Annotated in this window: 15 protein-coding genes; 6 read left to right on the forward strand and 9 right to left on the reverse strand. The window is 69.0% G+C overall.

The window, feature by feature from the left end; translation table 11 throughout:
* Positions 1-40: 40 nt before the first annotated feature.
* The 3 genes from VGU65_RS04850 to VGU65_RS04860 all read right to left on the reverse strand — a co-directional run bounded on the left by VGU65_RS04850 (position 41) and on the right by VGU65_RS04860 (position 4,060).
* Positions 41-2,062, reverse strand: coding sequence for a sodium-translocating pyrophosphatase (locus tag VGU65_RS04850; protein WP_414655796.1), 2,022 nt, complete (start codon positions 2,060-2,062; stop codon positions 41-43).
* A 200-nt stretch (positions 2,063-2,262) separates the two neighbouring features.
* Positions 2,263-2,676, reverse strand: a complete 414-nt coding sequence (locus tag VGU65_RS04855; protein WP_327473397.1) for an RcnB family protein — start codon at positions 2,674-2,676, stop codon at positions 2,263-2,265.
* Positions 2,677-2,803: 127 nt separating this feature from the next.
* A complete protein-coding gene (locus VGU65_RS04860) occupies positions 2,804-4,060 on the reverse strand; it encodes a 6-phosphofructokinase (RefSeq protein WP_327473398.1) in 1,257 nt (418 codons plus the stop codon).
* Positions 4,061-4,208: 148 nt separating this feature from the next.
* Here VGU65_RS04860 and VGU65_RS04865 point away from each other — a divergent pair, with 148 nt between their 5' ends.
* Positions 4,209-4,793, forward strand: a complete 585-nt coding sequence (locus tag VGU65_RS04865) for an adenylate kinase (RefSeq protein ID WP_327473399.1) — start codon at positions 4,209-4,211, stop codon at positions 4,791-4,793.
* Positions 4,794-4,893: 100 nt separating this feature from the next.
* The gene (gene mpl / locus VGU65_RS04870) at positions 4,894-6,252 is read left to right on the forward strand and encodes a UDP-N-acetylmuramate:L-alanyl-gamma-D-glutamyl-meso-diaminopimelate ligase (RefSeq protein ID WP_327473401.1); all 1,359 of its coding nucleotides are present in this window, start codon (positions 4,894-4,896) and stop codon (positions 6,250-6,252) included.
* Positions 6,253-6,280: 28 nt separating this feature from the next.
* On the opposite strand, the gene VGU65_RS04875 is transcribed toward mpl, so the two are convergent.
* Entirely contained in the window at positions 6,281-7,684 is a 1,404-nt protein-coding gene (locus VGU65_RS04875; RefSeq protein WP_327473402.1) for a hypothetical protein, read from the reverse strand.
* Positions 7,681-8,604: an ABC transporter ATP-binding protein gene (locus tag VGU65_RS04880; RefSeq protein WP_327473404.1), complete on the reverse strand. Its 924-nt coding sequence runs from the start codon at positions 8,602-8,604 to the stop codon at positions 7,681-7,683. Before VGU65_RS04880 ends, VGU65_RS04875 begins: the two co-directional genes overlap by 4 nt.
* A 128-nt stretch (positions 8,605-8,732) precedes the next feature.
* Between VGU65_RS04880 and VGU65_RS04885 the strand changes: the two genes are divergently transcribed.
* Positions 8,733-9,554: an SDR family oxidoreductase gene (locus VGU65_RS04885; RefSeq protein WP_327473406.1), complete on the forward strand. Its 822-nt coding sequence runs from the start codon at positions 8,733-8,735 to the stop codon at positions 9,552-9,554.
* Positions 9,555-9,572: 18 nt separating this feature from the next.
* On the opposite strand, the gene VGU65_RS04890 is transcribed toward VGU65_RS04885, so the two are convergent.
* Complete coding sequence (locus VGU65_RS04890) at positions 9,573-11,225, reverse strand: GMC oxidoreductase (protein ID WP_327473408.1); 1,653 nt, start codon at positions 11,223-11,225, stop codon at positions 9,573-9,575.
* Positions 11,226-11,383: 158 nt separating this feature from the next.
* Between VGU65_RS04890 and VGU65_RS04895 the strand changes: the two genes are divergently transcribed.
* Positions 11,384-12,628: an acetylornithine/succinylornithine family transaminase gene (locus VGU65_RS04895; protein ID WP_327473410.1), complete on the forward strand. Its 1,245-nt coding sequence runs from the start codon at positions 11,384-11,386 to the stop codon at positions 12,626-12,628.
* A complete protein-coding gene (locus VGU65_RS04900; protein ID WP_327473411.1) occupies positions 12,625-13,044 on the forward strand; it encodes a VOC family protein in 420 nt (139 codons plus the stop codon). Before VGU65_RS04895 ends, VGU65_RS04900 begins: the two co-directional genes overlap by 4 nt.
* Before the next feature lie 46 nt (positions 13,045-13,090).
* Here VGU65_RS04900 and hemL read toward each other — a convergent pair whose 3' ends face one another.
* Both hemL and thiE read right to left on the reverse strand, forming a co-directional pair.
* The gene (hemL, locus tag VGU65_RS04905; protein ID WP_327473413.1) at positions 13,091-14,377 is read right to left on the reverse strand and encodes a glutamate-1-semialdehyde 2,1-aminomutase; all 1,287 of its coding nucleotides are present in this window, start codon (positions 14,375-14,377) and stop codon (positions 13,091-13,093) included.
* Complete coding sequence (gene thiE / locus VGU65_RS04910) at positions 14,361-15,008, reverse strand: thiamine phosphate synthase (RefSeq protein WP_327473415.1); 648 nt, start codon at positions 15,006-15,008, stop codon at positions 14,361-14,363. The genes hemL and thiE overlap by 17 nt, the downstream gene beginning before the upstream one ends.
* Before the next feature lie 92 nt (positions 15,009-15,100).
* Between thiE and VGU65_RS04915 the strand changes: the two genes are divergently transcribed.
* Positions 15,101-15,292, forward strand: a complete 192-nt coding sequence (locus VGU65_RS04915; RefSeq protein WP_327473417.1) for a rubredoxin — start codon at positions 15,101-15,103, stop codon at positions 15,290-15,292.
* Positions 15,293-15,501: 209 nt separating this feature from the next.
* On the opposite strand, the gene VGU65_RS04920 is transcribed toward VGU65_RS04915, so the two are convergent.
* Positions 15,502-15,951: a DUF192 domain-containing protein gene (locus tag VGU65_RS04920; protein WP_327473418.1), complete on the reverse strand. Its 450-nt coding sequence runs from the start codon at positions 15,949-15,951 to the stop codon at positions 15,502-15,504.
* Between the last annotated feature and the right edge of the window lie 303 nt (positions 15,952-16,254).

A 16,254-nucleotide genomic window follows, 5' to 3' on the forward strand; every position in this document is an offset into this window, starting at 1 on the left:
TTCGACACTGGTTCCGCAGAAGCGAGGGAACCAGAAATGCTTACAGCAGCGGGATCAGCAACAGCGCCACGATGTTGATGATCTTGATCAGCGGGTTCACCGCCGGGCCGGCGGTGTCCTTGTACGGATCGCCCACCGTGTCGCCGGTGACCGCCGCCTTGTGTGCCTCCGAGCCCTTGCCGCCGTAGTTGCCGTCTTCGATGTACTTCTTGGCGTTGTCCCAGGCGCCGCCGCCGGTGGTCATGGAGATCGCCACGAACAGGCCGGTGACGATGGTGCCGATCAGCACGCCGCCCAGCGCCTTGGGGCCCAGCAGCAGGCCCACCACGATCGGCACCGCCACCGGCAGCAGCGAGGGGACGATCATCTCGCGGATCGCCGAGCGGGTGAGCATGTCCACCGCGCGCGAGTAATCGGGCTTGGCGGTGCCCTGCATGATGCCGGGGATGTCGCGGAACTGCCGGCGCACTTCCTCCACCACCGCGCCGGCCGCACGGCCCACCGCTTCCATCGCCATCGCGCTGAAGAGGTAAGGGATCAGGCCGCCGAGCAGCAGACCGATGATCACCATGTGGTCGGAGAGGTCGAAGGCGAAGGTGTGGCCGTACTTCACGGTGAGGTTGTGCGTGTAGTCGGCGAACAGCACGAGCGCGGCGAGCGCGGCCGAGCCGATCGCGTAGCCCTTGGTCACCGCCTTGGTGGTGTTGCCAACCGCGTCCAGCGGATCGGTGATGCCACGCACTTCCGGCGGCAGGTCGGCCATCTCCGCGATGCCGCCGGCGTTGTCGGTGATCGGGCCGTAGGCGTCCAGCGCCACGATCATGCCGGCCATCGACAGCATCGCGGTGGCAGCGATGGCGATGCCGTACAGGCCGCCCAGGTGGAAGGCGCTCCAGATCGCCGCGCACACCACGATCACCGGCCAGGCAGTGGCCTTCATCGACACGCCCAGGCCCGCGATGATGTTGGTGCCGTGCCCCGTGGTCGATGCCTGCGCGATGTGCCGCACCGGCTTGTACTGCGTACCGGTGTAGTACTCGGTGATCCACACGATCAGGCCGGTCAGCACCAGCCCGATCAACGCGCAGTAGAAGATTGCGTTCGCCGAAATGCCACCGCCGGCCGCTGCCAGCCCCTGCGGGAACAGCTCGCGGGTGACGAACCAGAAGCCCACCGCCGAGAGCACCGCCGAGACGATCACGCCTTTGTACAGCGCACCCATGATCGAGCCGCCCTCGCGCACCTTGACGAAGAACGTAGCGATGATCGAAGCGATGATCGACACGCCGCCGAGCACCAGCGGATAGAGCACCGCATGCGCGTCGCCGGTGAACATCAGCCCGCCCAGCAGCATGGTGGCGATCACCGTCACCGCGTAGGTCTCGAACAGGTCCGCCGCCATGCCCGCGCAGTCGCCGACGTTGTCGCCCACGTTGTCGGCGATCACCGCCGGGTTGCGCGGGTCGTCCTCGGGAATGCCGGCTTCGACCTTGCCGACCAGGTCGGCGCCCACGTCCGCGCCCTTGGTGAAGATGCCGCCGCCCAGGCGGGCGAAGATCGAGATCAACGAGCTGCCGAAGGCCAGGCCCACCAGCGGGTGCAACGGATCGGCCACGCCCATCTTGTTGAGGATCAGCCAGTAGCCGGTGACGCCCAGCAGCGCCAGGCCGACCACCAGCATGCCGGTGATGGCGCCGCCACGGAACGCCACGTCCATCGCCGCGCGCATGCCGCTGCGCGCGGCCTCGGCGGTGCGCACGTTGGCGTGCACCGAGACGTTCATGCCGATGTAGCCGGTGGCGCCGGAAAGCACGGCGCCGATCAGGAAACCGATCGCGGTGGCCCAGCTCAAAAAGAAACCGATCAGCACGAACAGGACGATGCCCGCCAGCGCGATGGTGCCGTACTGGCGATTGAGGTAGGCGCGCGCGCCTTCCTGGATGGCCGAGGCGATGGCCTGCATGCGCTCGTTGCCGGCAGGCCGGCCAAGGATCCAGCGTACAGACACCAGACCGTAGAGAATCGCCACGACCGCGCACCCCAGCGCGATCCACAACCACATCCCGTCCTGCTGCAGCATTCGGTGCCTCCCCAGGTGAGTGGATACCGCGGATGGCGGGTTGCCTCACGGGCAGCTCGCCCTGGCCGCCTGGTCAGCGGCCTCAAGCGAGTATAGGCAGGGGAGATGTGATTGCCTGTTGTGCGCCGCAGCGGCGGCGAGGGGCCCAAGAAAAGGCCGGCGCTCGGCCGGCCTTGGAAATCTCAGTGGAGCACGTAATCCAGGATGATCCCGGTGGCGATGGCGACCAGCACGTAGTCGCCGCTGTCATCGCGCACCCAGTGGTAGCCGCGCGGCGGCGGACGCAGGCGATAGCTGTCGTAGTCGCGGATGATCACGATCGGACCGTCGTAGCGACGGCCGCGCTCCCAGTGGTGGCGGCCGTGCCAGCCATTGTCGTAGTGGCCATGCCCGTGGCCGTTGTCGTGCCAGTCGCCGCGATCACGGTCGCCGTCGTGCCAGTCGCCGCGGTCACGGTCGCCGTCGTGCCAGTCGCCTCGCCGATCGTGATCGTCATGGTCCCGGCCTTGACCGTGGCCATGGTCCTGATCGGCGAGGGCAGCGCCGCTCGCGACCATCAGCGGCAGGGCGAGCAGCGCGCTCAGCAGGAATTTCATCGAGTGTCTCCCTTGGCCGGGCGCGGGGCCCGGGTGATCCGCAGCGTAGGAATCTGCTTCTGAACGCATGGTAGCCGCGTCCACGCGGCCTTCACGTGACGCTCAGCAGGAAGCGACGCCTGCCGCCTCAGGGAAAAGCAGGCAGGCGCTTGGCTACCCCGACGTTGCGCAGGCTGACATAGGCAGGCAGGCCGTCCTTGCCGTAGGGCGGCGGGGCCTCGCCCCGGATCAGCGGCGACAGGTAGGTGCGCGCCGCGGGGGTGATGCCGAAGCCGTCCCGACGAATGAAGCTTCTCGGCAACTTCTTCTCGCGGTTCGCGATCTTCTTGAGCTCCGCCGGCTCGATCTTCCAACGGTAGGGCGAGTCGGAGGTGCGCACGATCACCGGCATCACGGCATTCATGCCGGCCAGCGCGTAGTCGACCGCCGCCTTGCCCACGGCATAGGCCTGCTCGGCGTCGGTGGCCGAGGCCAGGTGCCGTGCCGAGCGCTGCAGGTAATCGGGCAACGCCCAATGCACCTTGTACTGAAGCTTGTCCTTCACCCGCTGCGCCAGCACCGATGCCACGCCGCCCAGTTGCGTGTGGCCGAAGGCGTCACGGGTGCCGCCTTCGGCCAGGAAGCGCCCGCCCGCGTCGCGCACGCCCTCGGAGGCGACCACCGTGCACCAGCCCACGCGCTCGACCGTGGCTTTCACCTTGGCCAGGAAGGCCGCCTCGTCGAACACGTTCTCCGGGAACAGGATCACGTGAGGTGGCGCGTCCGGGCTCTCGCCGGCCAGGCCGGCGGCGGCGGCGATCCAGCCGGCGTGGCGGCCCATCACTTCCAGCACGAACACCTTGGTCGAGGTGTCGGCCATCGAGGCCACGTCCAGGCTCGCCTCCAGCACCGACACCGCGGTGTACTTGGCCACCGAGCCGAAACCGGGGCAGCAGTCGGTGACCGCCAGATCGTTGTCCACCGTCTTGGGTACGCCGATGCAGCGGATGTCGTAGCCCATCGCCTTGCCGAGCTGGGAGATCTTCAGCGCCGTGTCGGCCGAATCATTGCCGCCGTTGTAGAGGAACCAGCGGATGTCGTGCGCGCGCAGCACTTCGATCAGACGTTCGTACTCGGCGCGGTTGGCCTCCAGCGATTTGAGCTTGTAGCGGCAGGAACCGAAGGCGCCGCCCGGCGTGTGGCGCAATGCGGCGATCGCCGCCTTCGATTCCTTGCCGGTGTCGATCAGGTCTTCGCGCAGGGCTCCAAGGATGCCGTTGCGCGCCGCGTACACCGGAACCCCCTGCGCACGCGCCGCTTCGATCACGCCGGCGGCGGTGGCGTTGATCACGGCGGTGACGCCGCCGGATTGGGCATAGAGCAGGCGGCCTGGGCGCGAGGGCATGCGGATCTCCTTGCAGAACAGTGGTTTGGCGCGAACGGCGCCGCGCCTTGGTTTGACTGCATCAGGTGCAGACGGTACTTTGACAGCCCTTGGGTGAAATCTGGCGAACCGCCGCAGCGTGCGCGCGGACCTCACGCCCCGGAGCATTATGCGACTCGTCCTACTCGGTGCGCCCGGTTCGGGCAAAGGCACGCAGGCCGCGCGGCTCAAAGCCGACCTCAACGTACCGCACATCTCCACCGGCGACATGCTTCGGGCAGCGGTCGCGGCAGGCACCGCACTCGGCCTGAAGGCCAAGGCGGTCATGGACGCCGGCCAGCTGGTCTCCGACGACATCCTGCTCGGCATGCTGGAAGAACGCCTGGCCCAGGACGACGCCCGCAACGGCTTCATCCTCGACGGCTACCCGCGCAACCTCGCGCAGGCCGACGCGCTGGACCATCTGCTCGCGCGCATCGGCCAGCCGCTGGATGCAGTGGTCAAGCTCGAGGTGCCGGGCGAGGCCATCGTCGGCCGCTGCCAGATCCGCTTCCAGGCCGAAGGGCGCGCCGACGACAACCCCGACACGGTGCGCAAGCGCCTGGGCGTCTATGCCGAACAGACCGCGCCGGTGGCCGACTTCTACGCCAAGCGCGGCAAGCTGCAGGTGGTCGACGGCGTCGGCTCGCTCGACGAGATCACCGCGCGCATCAAGCGCGCGCTGGAGCGCGAATCCGCCGCGGCCAACGGCTGACCTGGCCGCAAGCCTCCCCGCAAGCCCCGTATCCTCGCCCCCAGCCCCTCTCCCGGCGGGAGAGGGAGCCCCATCCGGCGAGAGGGAGGGTTTTTCAAGCATGCGCCTGCATATCCTAGGCATCTGCGGCACCTTCATGGGCGGCGTCGCTGCGCTCGCCCGCGAGCTGGACCTCACTGTGGAGGGATCCGACGCCGCCGTCTACCCGCCGATGAGCACCCAGCTCGAAGCGCTCGGCATCCGGCTGATGGACGGCTATACGGCCGAACACCTGCAGCCCGCGCCGGATCTGGTCGTGGTCGGCAACGCGATGACGCGCGGCAACCCCGCGGTCGAACACATGCTCGACGCGCGCCTGCGCTACCTGTCCGGCCCGCAATGGCTGGGCGAGACGGTGCTGGCCGGACGCGAGGTGCTGGCGGTGGCCGGAACGCACGGCAAGACCACCACCACCAGCCTGCTGGCGCACCTGCTGGACGGCGTCGGCATGGCTCCGGGCTTCCTGATCGGCGGCGTGCCGGGCAACTTCGGCGTGTCCGCTCGCCTGGGCGATGCGGATGCGCCCTTCGTGATCGAGGCGGACGAGTACGACACCGCATTCTTCGACAAGCGCTCGAAGTTCGTGCACTACCGTCCGCGCGTCGCCATCCTCAACAACCTCGAGTACGACCACGCGGACATCTTCCCGGACCTGGCCGCGATCCAGCGGCAGTTCCATCACCTGGTGCGCACCGTGCCGGGCAACGGCCGGTTGATCGTGAATGCGCATGACGCGGCGTTGGCGCAGGTGTTGGCGATGGGCTGCTGGACACCGGTGGAGACCTTCGGTATCGGCCAGGGCGACTGGCAGGCGCGGCTGCTCGAGGCGGACGGGTCGGCCTTCGCCGTGCAGTACCGCGGCGCAGCGGTCGGCGAGGTGCGTTGGTCGCTGCTGGGCCGGCACAGCGTGCTCAACGCGCTGGCCGCGCTGGCCGCGGCAGCGGCGGCAGGTGCCGATGCGCGCGGGCTGCTGCCTGCCTTCGCCACTTTCGAAAGCGTCAAGCGCCGCATGGAGCTGGTGGGAGAAGCCGACGGCGTGCGCGTGTACGACGATTTTGCCCACCACCCGACCGCGATCGCCACCACGCTGGCCGGCCTGCGCGCCAAGGTAGGCGAGGCGCGCATCCTGGTGGCGCTGGAGCCGCGCTCGAACTCGATGCGTCTGGGCGCGCACGCCGCCGGCCTCGCACCTTCGCTGGTCGATGCCGACGCGGTGGTGTTCCTGCACCGCCCGGAACTGCCGTGGGACGCCGCGCGAGTCACCGATGCCCTGGCGGGCCGCGGCCGCACAGCGCCTACGGTGGCGGCGTTGGTCGAGGCGCTGCGCCAGCAGGTCCGCCCGGGCGACCATGTGGTGTTCATGTCCAACGGCGGCTTCGAGAACGCGCCCCGGCGCTTCGTCCAGGCGATGGAAAGCTAAGTCCCGAGGTGGGCAATCCGAATAGCACCTAGGTCAGAGGCGCGTCGAAGCACGGCTCGCGCCGCTGGTATTCGCGCTGGGCGGCGAACCAGACGCCCAACCCGAAGCCCAGCGTCACCAGCGCCAGCACTCCTCCGCCGACCAGGTAGCCGAGTGCGCCGACCAGCCACGCGCCACCCCAGTAGGTCGCCATTGCGCCGGCCAGAACCATGGCGTTGACCAGCTGCCGCCCGACCGTGCCCTGTGGTCCGACCAGGTGCACGGCCAGCGCGACCAGGCCGCCGCTGCTGGCGACGATGAGCGTGACCAGCAGCATCGGGCCCAGCTGGGTGGCGCGGCTCAGCACGATGCCCAACCCGGCATAGGCCAGTGCGCTGAGCGTGCCGATCGGCACCAGCACCAGCAGTGCGTCGGCCAGCATCTGTTGATAGGCCGTGCGCGTGGCCGGTGCCAGTGTGAGATAGAGGTCGGCGAGGTTCGGGCGCATGCGTTGCATGCCGCGGCCGACCTGCGGGAAGCGCGCGAGCGCGAGCAATACGGCATAGGCGCCCACCACGGTCGCATCGGCATGCCGGCGATGCAGCGCCACCACCACGTACAAGGTGGCGAACACCGCCATGATCGCCATGCGCAGGACGATCGCACCGGGGTTGTCGTGCGGCAGCAGCAGGCGCCGTACCAAGGTCAGGCGGCGCGCGGTGGAAGGACGTTCCCGGTAGCGCACCAGAGCGCGCGCGAGCGCGCGCTGCGCGAGGGCATCGAACACCTCCTCGATGCGCCGGCCCAATGCGCTGCGCCGCGGAGCGGCCTCGGGCGTGGCGCCGCGGCCCAGGCTCAAGCCCTCCAGCGGCGAGGCATCCGGCGGCCGGTCGGCCAACTGCAGCATCGGGTGCGACGCCAGTCGCAGCAGCAAGGCGGCGAGAAGCAGCAGCAACGGCAGCGTCAATGGCGAGCGCAGGGCGCCGCGCAGTATTTCGGCGACCAGGCCCGGCATCCAGCCGGCCAGCACCAGCAAAGGCCAGAACAGGAGGCTGATCCAGCGCTCCACGCCCATCGCGAAGCCCATGGCCGCGGCGACCAGCAAGAGGCCGGCGCCCAGGGCCGCATGCGGGATACCCGATGCGATTGCGAGCGCAGCCGGGACACCCACCCAGACAGCCGCATCGGCCAGCGCCAGCCCGGCAAGCCGGGGGCGGAAAGCCGGCAGCAGGAAGTTTTCCGGCTGACAGGCGCCACGCAGTGCGGCGCCCAGGCCCATGTGCCAGAACCAGCTTCCCATCGCCATCAGCCCGGCGCCCAGGGCCGCACCATGGGCGTGCGGCGTGACCCACGCCAAACACGCCAGCGCAGCCAACCACAACAGGTGGGCGAGCACGCCCAGCAGCGGCATCTGCCGGCACGGCAGCAGCCACAGCTGGAGGACCGCTCTCATGCCAGTTCCACGAACAGATCTTCCAGCGTCGGCATGTCGATGCGCAGGCTGGCGTCCTGCTCCTTGGCCAGTTGGTGCAGCCGCTCGGGCGGCACGTCTTCCAGCAGCAGGTGCAGGCTGGCGCCGGCGATGCGCGACTTGAGCACGCCATCCAGCGCCGGCGGCGCACTCCAGCCGGCGGGGCGGTTGAGCACCGCGTGGCAGAGCCGCGCCTTCAGCTCCGCCAGCGGCCGGGTGAACTGGATGCGGCCGTCGCGCAGCAGCGCGATGTCGGCGTCGGCGCGCTCCAGGTCGGCGGTGATGTGGGTGGAGAAGATCACCGTCTTGCCCGGGGCGCCCATCAGCGCCAGCAGTTCGGCCATGAAAGCGCGGCGCGCCTGCGGATCCAGGCTGGCCACCGGCTCGTCCAGCACCAGCAGGTCCGGCTCCGGAGCGATCGCCCGCACGATGGCCAGCTTCTGGCGCTGGCCCTGGGACAGCCGGCCGATCTTCTGGGTCGGATCGATCTGCCACTCCTCCAGCAGCCGCCCGGTCAGCGCGGGGTTCCAGCGCGCGTAGAAGGCGGCGGTGAAGTCGAGATAGCTCTTGACCTTCATCCACGGGAACAGCTCGAAGTTCTGCGGCACGAAGCCGACCCGGTGCAGCCGCTCGCCACCCGGTTCGGCCATTGGTGTGCCGAACAATCGGACGGTGCCGTCATCGACCGGAGCCAGTCCGAGCAGGCAGCGCAGCAGCGTCGTCTTGCCGGCGCCGTTGCGCCCTAGCAGCCCGATCACGCGCCCGGAGGGCACGACCCAGTCGACGCCGCATAGCACTTCGCGACGCCCGAAGCGCTTGCGCAGCCCGTCGACGCGCAGGGCCGGCGCGGGTATCGCCGCCTGGGCGGCGGGCGGGACGGGAAAGGATACGAGTGTGCCCATCGGCGGCGCCTCCCGGGGTGACGGGCGCACTCTGATGGCGCGTGGCCGGCGCGTCCAGTGACCGTTGTCATCCGGCGTCGCGGCCGCCGGCGTATCCTGTCCAGTCACCTGACTGCTCGCCTCGACCCATGACCGACACGCTGGCCGGCAAGACCCTGTTCGTCACCGGCGCCTCGCGCGGCATCGGCCTGGCGATCGCCCTGCGTGCCGCGCGCGATGGCGCCAACGTGGCGATCGCCGCCAAGAGCAGCGTGCCCAACCCGAAGCTCCCGGGCACCATCCACACCGCCGCCGCCGCGGTGGAGGCGGCGGGCGGCAAGGCGCTCGCGCTCAAGCTCGACATCCGCGACGAGGCGCAGGTGGACGCTGCCGTGGCGCAGACGGTCGAGTGCTTCGGGGGCATCGACATCGTGGTCAACAACGCCAGCGCGATCTGGCTGGCCGGCGTGGCGGATACGCCGGTCAAGCGCTTCGACCTCATGCAGCAGGTGAACACGCGCGGCACGTTCCTGGTCACCCGGGCCTGCCTGCCGCACCTGAAGCGTGCGGCCAACCCGCACGTGCTGATGCTGGCGCCGCCGCCCAGCCTGGACCCGAAATGGTTCGCGCCGCACACTGCCTACACCATCGCCAAGATGGGCATGAGCCTCTGCGTGCTGGGCATGAGCGCCGAATTCGCGCCCTTGGGCATCGCGGTCAACGCGCTGTGGCCGCGTACGGTGATCGCCACCGCGGCGATCGGCATGATCGAAGGCGTGCGGCCGGAACAGTGCCGCCGGCCGGAGATCGTCGCCGATGCCGCCCACGCGATCCTGACCCGACCGGCGCGGTCCTACACCGGCCATTTCGCGATCGACGAGGCGGTGCTGCGCGAGCAGGGCGCGACCTCCTTCGGCCACTATGCGGTGGCGCCGGGCGCACCCCTGCTGCCGGACCTGTTCCTGGATTGAAGCTGGCGATGCTTGGGCTTAGGCCAGGCACATCGCCTGCAGGCGGTCGGCCAGGCGCAGGCTCAGGGCGATGATGGTGAAGGTGGGAAACGCCCAGCCGCCGGTGGGAAATACCGAGCTGCCGGCGACGTGCAGATTGTCCATGCCGTGCACGCGGCAGTGGCGGTCGACCACGCCTCGGCCGGGATCGTCGGCCATGCGGGTGGTCCCCAGGTGGTGCGCCGTGCCGCGCACCCGCGCGGGGGAGGCGTTGTCCTCGGACAGCCAGGCATCCGGTTCGAAGCGGCCATCACAGGCGCGGGCCAGCTCGGTGCCGAACAGGTTGGCGGCGGTTCGGTAGGTGTGGCGGTCCAGTGCGGTCAGGCGCCAGTCGATGCGGACCTTGCGCTGGCCCAGCGCGTCGCGCTCCTCGCCCAGGCTGACGCGGCTGTCCGGATTGGGCGCCTGCTCGAAATAGCCGACCAACTGGACGTGGCTGGCACGCACGGCCGGCTTGTCGACCAGCCGACGGGCGAAGGCATGTGCCACGTCGCCCATGCCCATGCCCAGCTGCAGCGCCAGCTTGCCCAGCGAGCCGCGCGCCGGCGCGAGCATGGCCTCGGGCGCGGTTTCGCTGCGCATCGCCGCGCACAGGCGTGCTTCGAGCCGGCCGTTCTCGTCGACCGATCGCGTCCGCATCGCCGCGCGCAGGCCACGCAGCGCGCGCAGGCCGCGTGGCACCGGCCCCTCGACCGCGAACGGATGCACGCGGCCGTTCAATAGCCGGTGGGCGCGCTGCACCTGCTCGGACAGTCCGATTTCGGGGAACGGCGCCACGCCCTTCCCCAGCTGGCGATCGTAGGGCCGGGCCAGCCGGTCGGCCGCCTTCGCATGCAGCGTGCCCAGCTTGCCGCTGGGGTGATCCATGAAGTAGCGGCCGACCAGACCGTGACGATTGCCCAGACCCTTGGGCAGCACCGAATCGGACAACAACAGCAGCCGCGCGTTCTCGATGCCGCCACAGGCCAGCACGAAGTGCCTCGCGCGCACCTTGCCGCGTCGCCCGGACAGTGCCCCAATGCATGCGTGCCGCACCGCCGCCCCGTCCGGCGTGGCCAGCAGTTCGAGCAGGTTGGCGTGCAGCAGTACGGTGATGTTCGGCGCGCGCTCCAGTTGGGCGCGATAGGCCTGCCCGAACAGCACCGAGCTGCGCACGAAGATCTGGTTGACCAGCGTGTCGGCGAGGGGCACCGGAGGACGCTTGAGCGCGCTGAGGAAGCGGTCGCCGTCCAGCGCGTGGGTTTCTATGCCGCAGAACCTGCGTGCGCGCTGGTAATAAGGCGCCAGTTCCGCCGGCGACAGTGGCCAGCCACTGTGCGGCACCCAGTCGCGCGGACTGAGGTCCAACGCGCTCAGCGGCATGCAGCCGCCGCCCCAAAGGTTGCAGCTGCCGCCGAATACCCGCATGCGCGAGCTGGCTGCGTCGAATGCCGGGGACCCCACCGAGTGGCCCTCGTACAGGGCCTGGTTGCGCTCTTCGCCGGCGTAGCCGCCGCTCTCGATCAGGCACACCTTGAGCGACGTGCCAATGAAGGCATGGGCCATGGCGAGCCCGGCGGCACCGGCACCCACGATGCAGATGTCCGCCGCCTGGTCGGTCGGTGCCGACTCATCCAGAAAATCGATCACCATCCCTGTCCCCCGTGTGCCCCCCGGCGGGCGGAAGTATAAGGACACGGCGCCGCCGACCGCCCAGCCTGCGAACACGCGGTGCTAGCATGCGCGGGCGGCACCCCGCCGCGTCCTCAATAACCTTGTCGCGGCGGCGCCCGGCGCCGCCGGAAAGAGTCATGTCAGTGCACGACGCATCCCTTATCGATCTGGCCCGGCGCTATTGGTTGCCGGTGTATCGCCCGCGCGAACTGGTGCTCGATCATGGGCGCGGCGCGCGCCTGTGGGATACCCAGGGCCGCGACTACGTCGACCTTGGCGCCGGCATCGCAGTAAATGGCCTGGGCCACCAGGACCCGGATCTGCTCGAGGCCCTCACTGCGCAGGCACACAAGCTCTGGCACAGCAGCAACGTGTTCTATACCGAGCCGCCCCTGAAGCTGGCGCAAGAGCTGGTCGAAGCGTCGGGCTTCGCCGAGCGCGTGTTCCTGTGCAATTCCGGCGCCGAGGCGAACGAGGCGGCGATCAAGCTGGTGCGCCGCTGGGCGGCCACGCAGGGCCGCGCGGCCGACCGCCGCGTGATCGTGACCTTCCGCGGGTCCTTCCATGGGCGCACGTTGGCCACGGTCACGGCAACCGCGCAGCCGAAGTACCAGGAAGGCTACGAGCCGTTGCCGGGTGGTTTCCGCTACATCGATTTCAACGACGTTGCGGCGCTGGAAGCGGCCTTTGCCCCCGGCGACGTGGCCGCGGTCATGCTCGAGCCGGTGCAGGGCGAAGGCGGCGTGCGCCCTGCCGCGCCGGGCTTCCTCAGGCAGGTGCGGCAATTGTGCGATCGCCACGGCGCGTTGCTGGTGCTGGATGAAATCCAGTGCGGCATGGGCCGCACCGGAACCTTGTTCGCCTACGTGCAGGACGAGGTGGTACCGGACATCGTCACGCTCGCCAAGGCGCTCGGCGCCGGCTTCCCGGTCGGCGCCATGTTGGCCGGCGAGAAGGTGGCCCAGGTGATGCAGGTCGGTGCGCATGGCTCGACCTTCGGCGGCAATCCGCTGGCCGCTGCCGTGGCGCGCGTGGCGCTGGCCAAGCTCGGCTCACCCGCGGTGTTGCTGAACGTCGAGCGCCAGGCCAACGAACTGCGCCGGGGGCTGGCCGACATTGACGCCGGGCTGGGCCTGTTCGAGGAAATACGCGGTCGTGGGCTGATGCTCGGCGCCGCGCTTGCCGAGCCGTACCGTGGCAAGGCCGGCGCCATGCTGGACCTGGCCGCCGCGCATGGCGTGCTGTTGCTGCAGGCAGGCCCGGACGTGTTGCGCCTGCTGCCGCCGCTGACCATCAACGACGAGGAACTTGCCGAAGGCCTGTCCCGCCTGCGCGCGGCGCTCGCCGGCTTCCTCGCCGAATCCACCGGGGAGGTGCCATGAAATACCTGCACACCATGGTCCGCGTGCATGACCTGGACGCGTCGCTGCGCTTCTATTGCGAAGGCCTGGGCCTGCGCGAAATGCGCCGCAAGGAAGTGCCCGAAGGCAGGTACACCTTGGTATTCCTGTCCGCGCCGGACAGCCCGGATGCGGAGATCGAGCTGACCTACAACTGGGGCTCGGAAGAGGACTACGGTTCGGCACGCAACTTCGGCCACATGGCCTTTCGCGTGGACGACATCTACGCCACCTGCGGGCGCCTGCAGGCCATGGGCTACACCATCCATCGTCCGCCGCGCGACGGCCACATGGCGTTCGTGCGCTCGCCGGACCGGATCTCGATCGAACTGCTGCAGGACGGGCACCTGCCGCCCCAGGAGCCGTGGGCGTCCATGCCCAATACCGGCAGTTGGTAACGGCCGGTCCTTCGGTCACCGTGGCGGGCTTGCGGGCCTGAAGGCTCTAAGCCTGGCGCGCCTCGCGCAGAGAGGCGCGCGCGGCCTCGAAAGTGTCGGCGATGTCCTGCTCGCTGTGCGCGCTGGACAGGAAACCCGCTTCGAACGCGCTCGGCGCCAGGTATACGCCGCGCTTGAGCATGCCGTGGAAGAAGCGGTTGAACATGGCGGTATCGGCGGCGGTTGCCTGCGCATAGCTCTCCACCTTCTCGCGCGTGAAGAACAGGCCGAACATGCCGCCGACGCAGTTGGTGCTGAAGGGCACGCCTTCGCCGTCGGCCACCGCCTGTAGGCCATCGCACAGCAGCCGCGTGCGTGCCGCCAGGGCATCGTGGAAGCCCGGCGCCTGGATCAGCTCCAGCATGGCCAGGCCGGCGGCCATCGCCACCGGGTTGCCGCTGAGCGTGCCGGCCTGGTAGATCGGGCCGGCGGGCGCGATCTGTTCCATCAACGCGCGTCGCCCGCCGTAGGCGCCCACCGGCATGCCGCCGCCGATCACCTTGCCGAATGTGGTCAGGTCGGGCACCACGCCGTAATGCGCCTGGGCGCCGCCGAGCGCCACGCGGAAACCGGTCATGACTTCGTCGAAGATCAGCAGCGCGCCGTGGCGCGTGCACAGCTCGCGCAGGCCCTGCAGGTAGCCTTCCTGCGGTGGAATGCAGTTCATGTTGCCTGCGACCGGCTCGATGATGAGGCCGGCGATGTCCGCGCCCTGCTCGTCGAACAGCGCCTGGGCAGCGGCAAGGTCGTTGTAGGGCAGGGTGAGGGTGAGGTCGGCGGCCGCCTTGGGTACGCCGGGAGAGGTCGGCACGCCGAAGGTCAGCGCTCCGGAGCCGGCCTTGACCAGGAAGCTGTCGCCATGGCCGTGGTAGCAGCCCTCGAACTTCACGATCTTGCTGCGCCCAGTGGCGCCACGCGCCAGGCGGATCGTCGACATGGTCGCCTCGGTGCCGGAGTTGACCATGCGCACCATCTCCACCGAGGGCACCAGACGGGTGATCGCCTCGGCCATCGTCACTTCGGCCGGCGACGGCGTGCCGAAGGAGAGTCCATCGCGCACCGCGCGCTCCACGGCCGAGCGTACACGCGGGTGGTTGTGGCCTACGATCATCGGTCCCCAGGATCCGACATAGTCGATGTAGCGCGCGCCTTCGACGTCCCACAGATAGGCGCCATCGGCGCGCGCGGTGAAGAACGGCTCGCCGCCGACCGACCTGAAGGCGCGCACGGGCGAATTCACGCCGCCGGGCATCAGGCGCTGGGCGCGCTGGAAGAGATCATGGTTGGTCGTCATGGGGATTTCCGGTTCGGGACGCGTAGAGGTCGGCGAAGCGCTTCGATGCGGCACGCACGTCGGTGGCGCCGAACAGCGCCGAGATGGCGGCGAGGTAATCGGCGCCCGCTTCGACCAGGACGGCGCCATTGTCCGGCGTGATGCCGCCGATAGCCACCCGCGGCACGCCAAGTGCGGCGCTCTGCCTCAACAGGTCGACGGACGCCAGCCGCGCGTGCGGCAGCGTGGGCGAGGGGAAGAACGCGCCGAAGGAAACGTAGTCGGCGCCTGCTGCCACCATGGCGAGCGCGCGTTCGAGCGAATCGAAGCAGGACACGCCGATGATGGCCTGGCTCCCCAACCGGGCGCGCGCGCCGGCGATCTCTTCGGCGCTTTCGCCCAGGTGCACGCCGGCGGCGCCCACGGCCTGGGCGAGCAGTGAATCGCCGTTGATCAGGAGCGACACGCCGTGCACATCACACAAACGCTTGAGGGCATGGGCTTCGGCCAGGCGCCGCGCGTCGTCGCCACTCAGGTCGCGGTACTGCACCAGGCGCGCGCCGCCAGCGAGCGCCTGCTCGACATCGGTCAGCAGGCTGGTGCGCGGCCCGGCGGTGACGGCATAGAGGCCTCGCGATGGGAAGTTGTCCATGTGTGGACTCCTGATGGTGAGCCGCCTGGCTTTCGCTGAGGCGGGGGAGTTGCGAGAATGTCCCATTCGATTGCTGACGAAGACCTAAGCCGATGAGCACCGACCAACCCGACGCGCGACGCAAGTGGATGTGCGTCGTCTGCGGCTTCATCTACGACGAGGCGCTGGGCCTCCCCGAGGAGGGCATCGAACCGGGCACGCGCTGGGAAGATGTGCCCGACACCTGGACCTGCCCCGACTGCGGCGCCACCAAGGATGATTTCGAGATGGTCGAAGTCGACTGATCCGCGCCCCGCGCCCGTCAGCAAACGGCCCGGTTCCGTCACCGTACGGACCGGGCCGTTTGCTTTGATGCTGGCGTGCATCCACAGGAGGAGCACGCCATGCAGCAGTTCATTCCGTTCGAAGACGAGTGGGAGATGTTGGAGCGCTTCGATCCCTCGCAACTGGTTCCCTACCGGATCGGTCTGCCTTGTCGCCGTGGCGCGGGCACTCAGCGTACGGTGCCGACATTACCCTCGATGGTCAGCGCATCGCCTGTCTGCGCGCCGATGTTGCGCGCCGTCCCGGCCGCCAACTCGAGGACGTAACGCGCCGGCGCATCGCTTGGGTAGCTCGGGCACGGATCGGCCTTGCACGGCGGCACGTCCAGCTGCATGGAGACCAGCTTGCGATCGGTGTCGAAGTAAAGGATGTCCAGCGGCACCAACGTGTTCTTCATCCAGAACCAGCGCGGCTCGGAGTCCGGAAAGACGAACAGCATGCTGTGATCGGGCGGAAGCTGCGTACGCATCATCAAGCCGTGCTCACGACTGGCGTCGTCGGTGGCCAACTCGGTAGAGAAGTGGTGTCCGTGCAGCTCCACCGCGGGCACGGATGCGCGTTGCGCCGCCACGGCGCAGCCGGCAGCCAGCAGCAGGGGCACAAACAAGGTGGGTTTCATGACGCATCCTTAATTAGGGAGCGTTCGAGTGTAGCCGTTGAACAGCCACCAACGGAGCGAGAAAAAACTCAACGCCCCCTTCACAGGACGCGCCAGCAGCGCTATGATTCTCGCCCCTTCGACGAACGCCTCGTGAAGGGCTCCCGCTCAGCTGAAAAACATCACACGAAGGTGTTGACGGGCAGAGAAAGGGATGTAGAATGGGCGGCTCACCCGGGACGAAAGGTCTCGGGGCGATCTGAAGAAAGGATCGCAAGTGATTGATCTTTGACAGTGTGCGCAGGTGACTTGTGTGGGCGCCTT

The sequence above is a fragment of the Frateuria sp. genome (assembly GCF_035943815.1).
Taxonomy (GTDB): domain Bacteria; phylum Pseudomonadota; class Gammaproteobacteria; order Xanthomonadales; family Rhodanobacteraceae; genus Frateuria_A.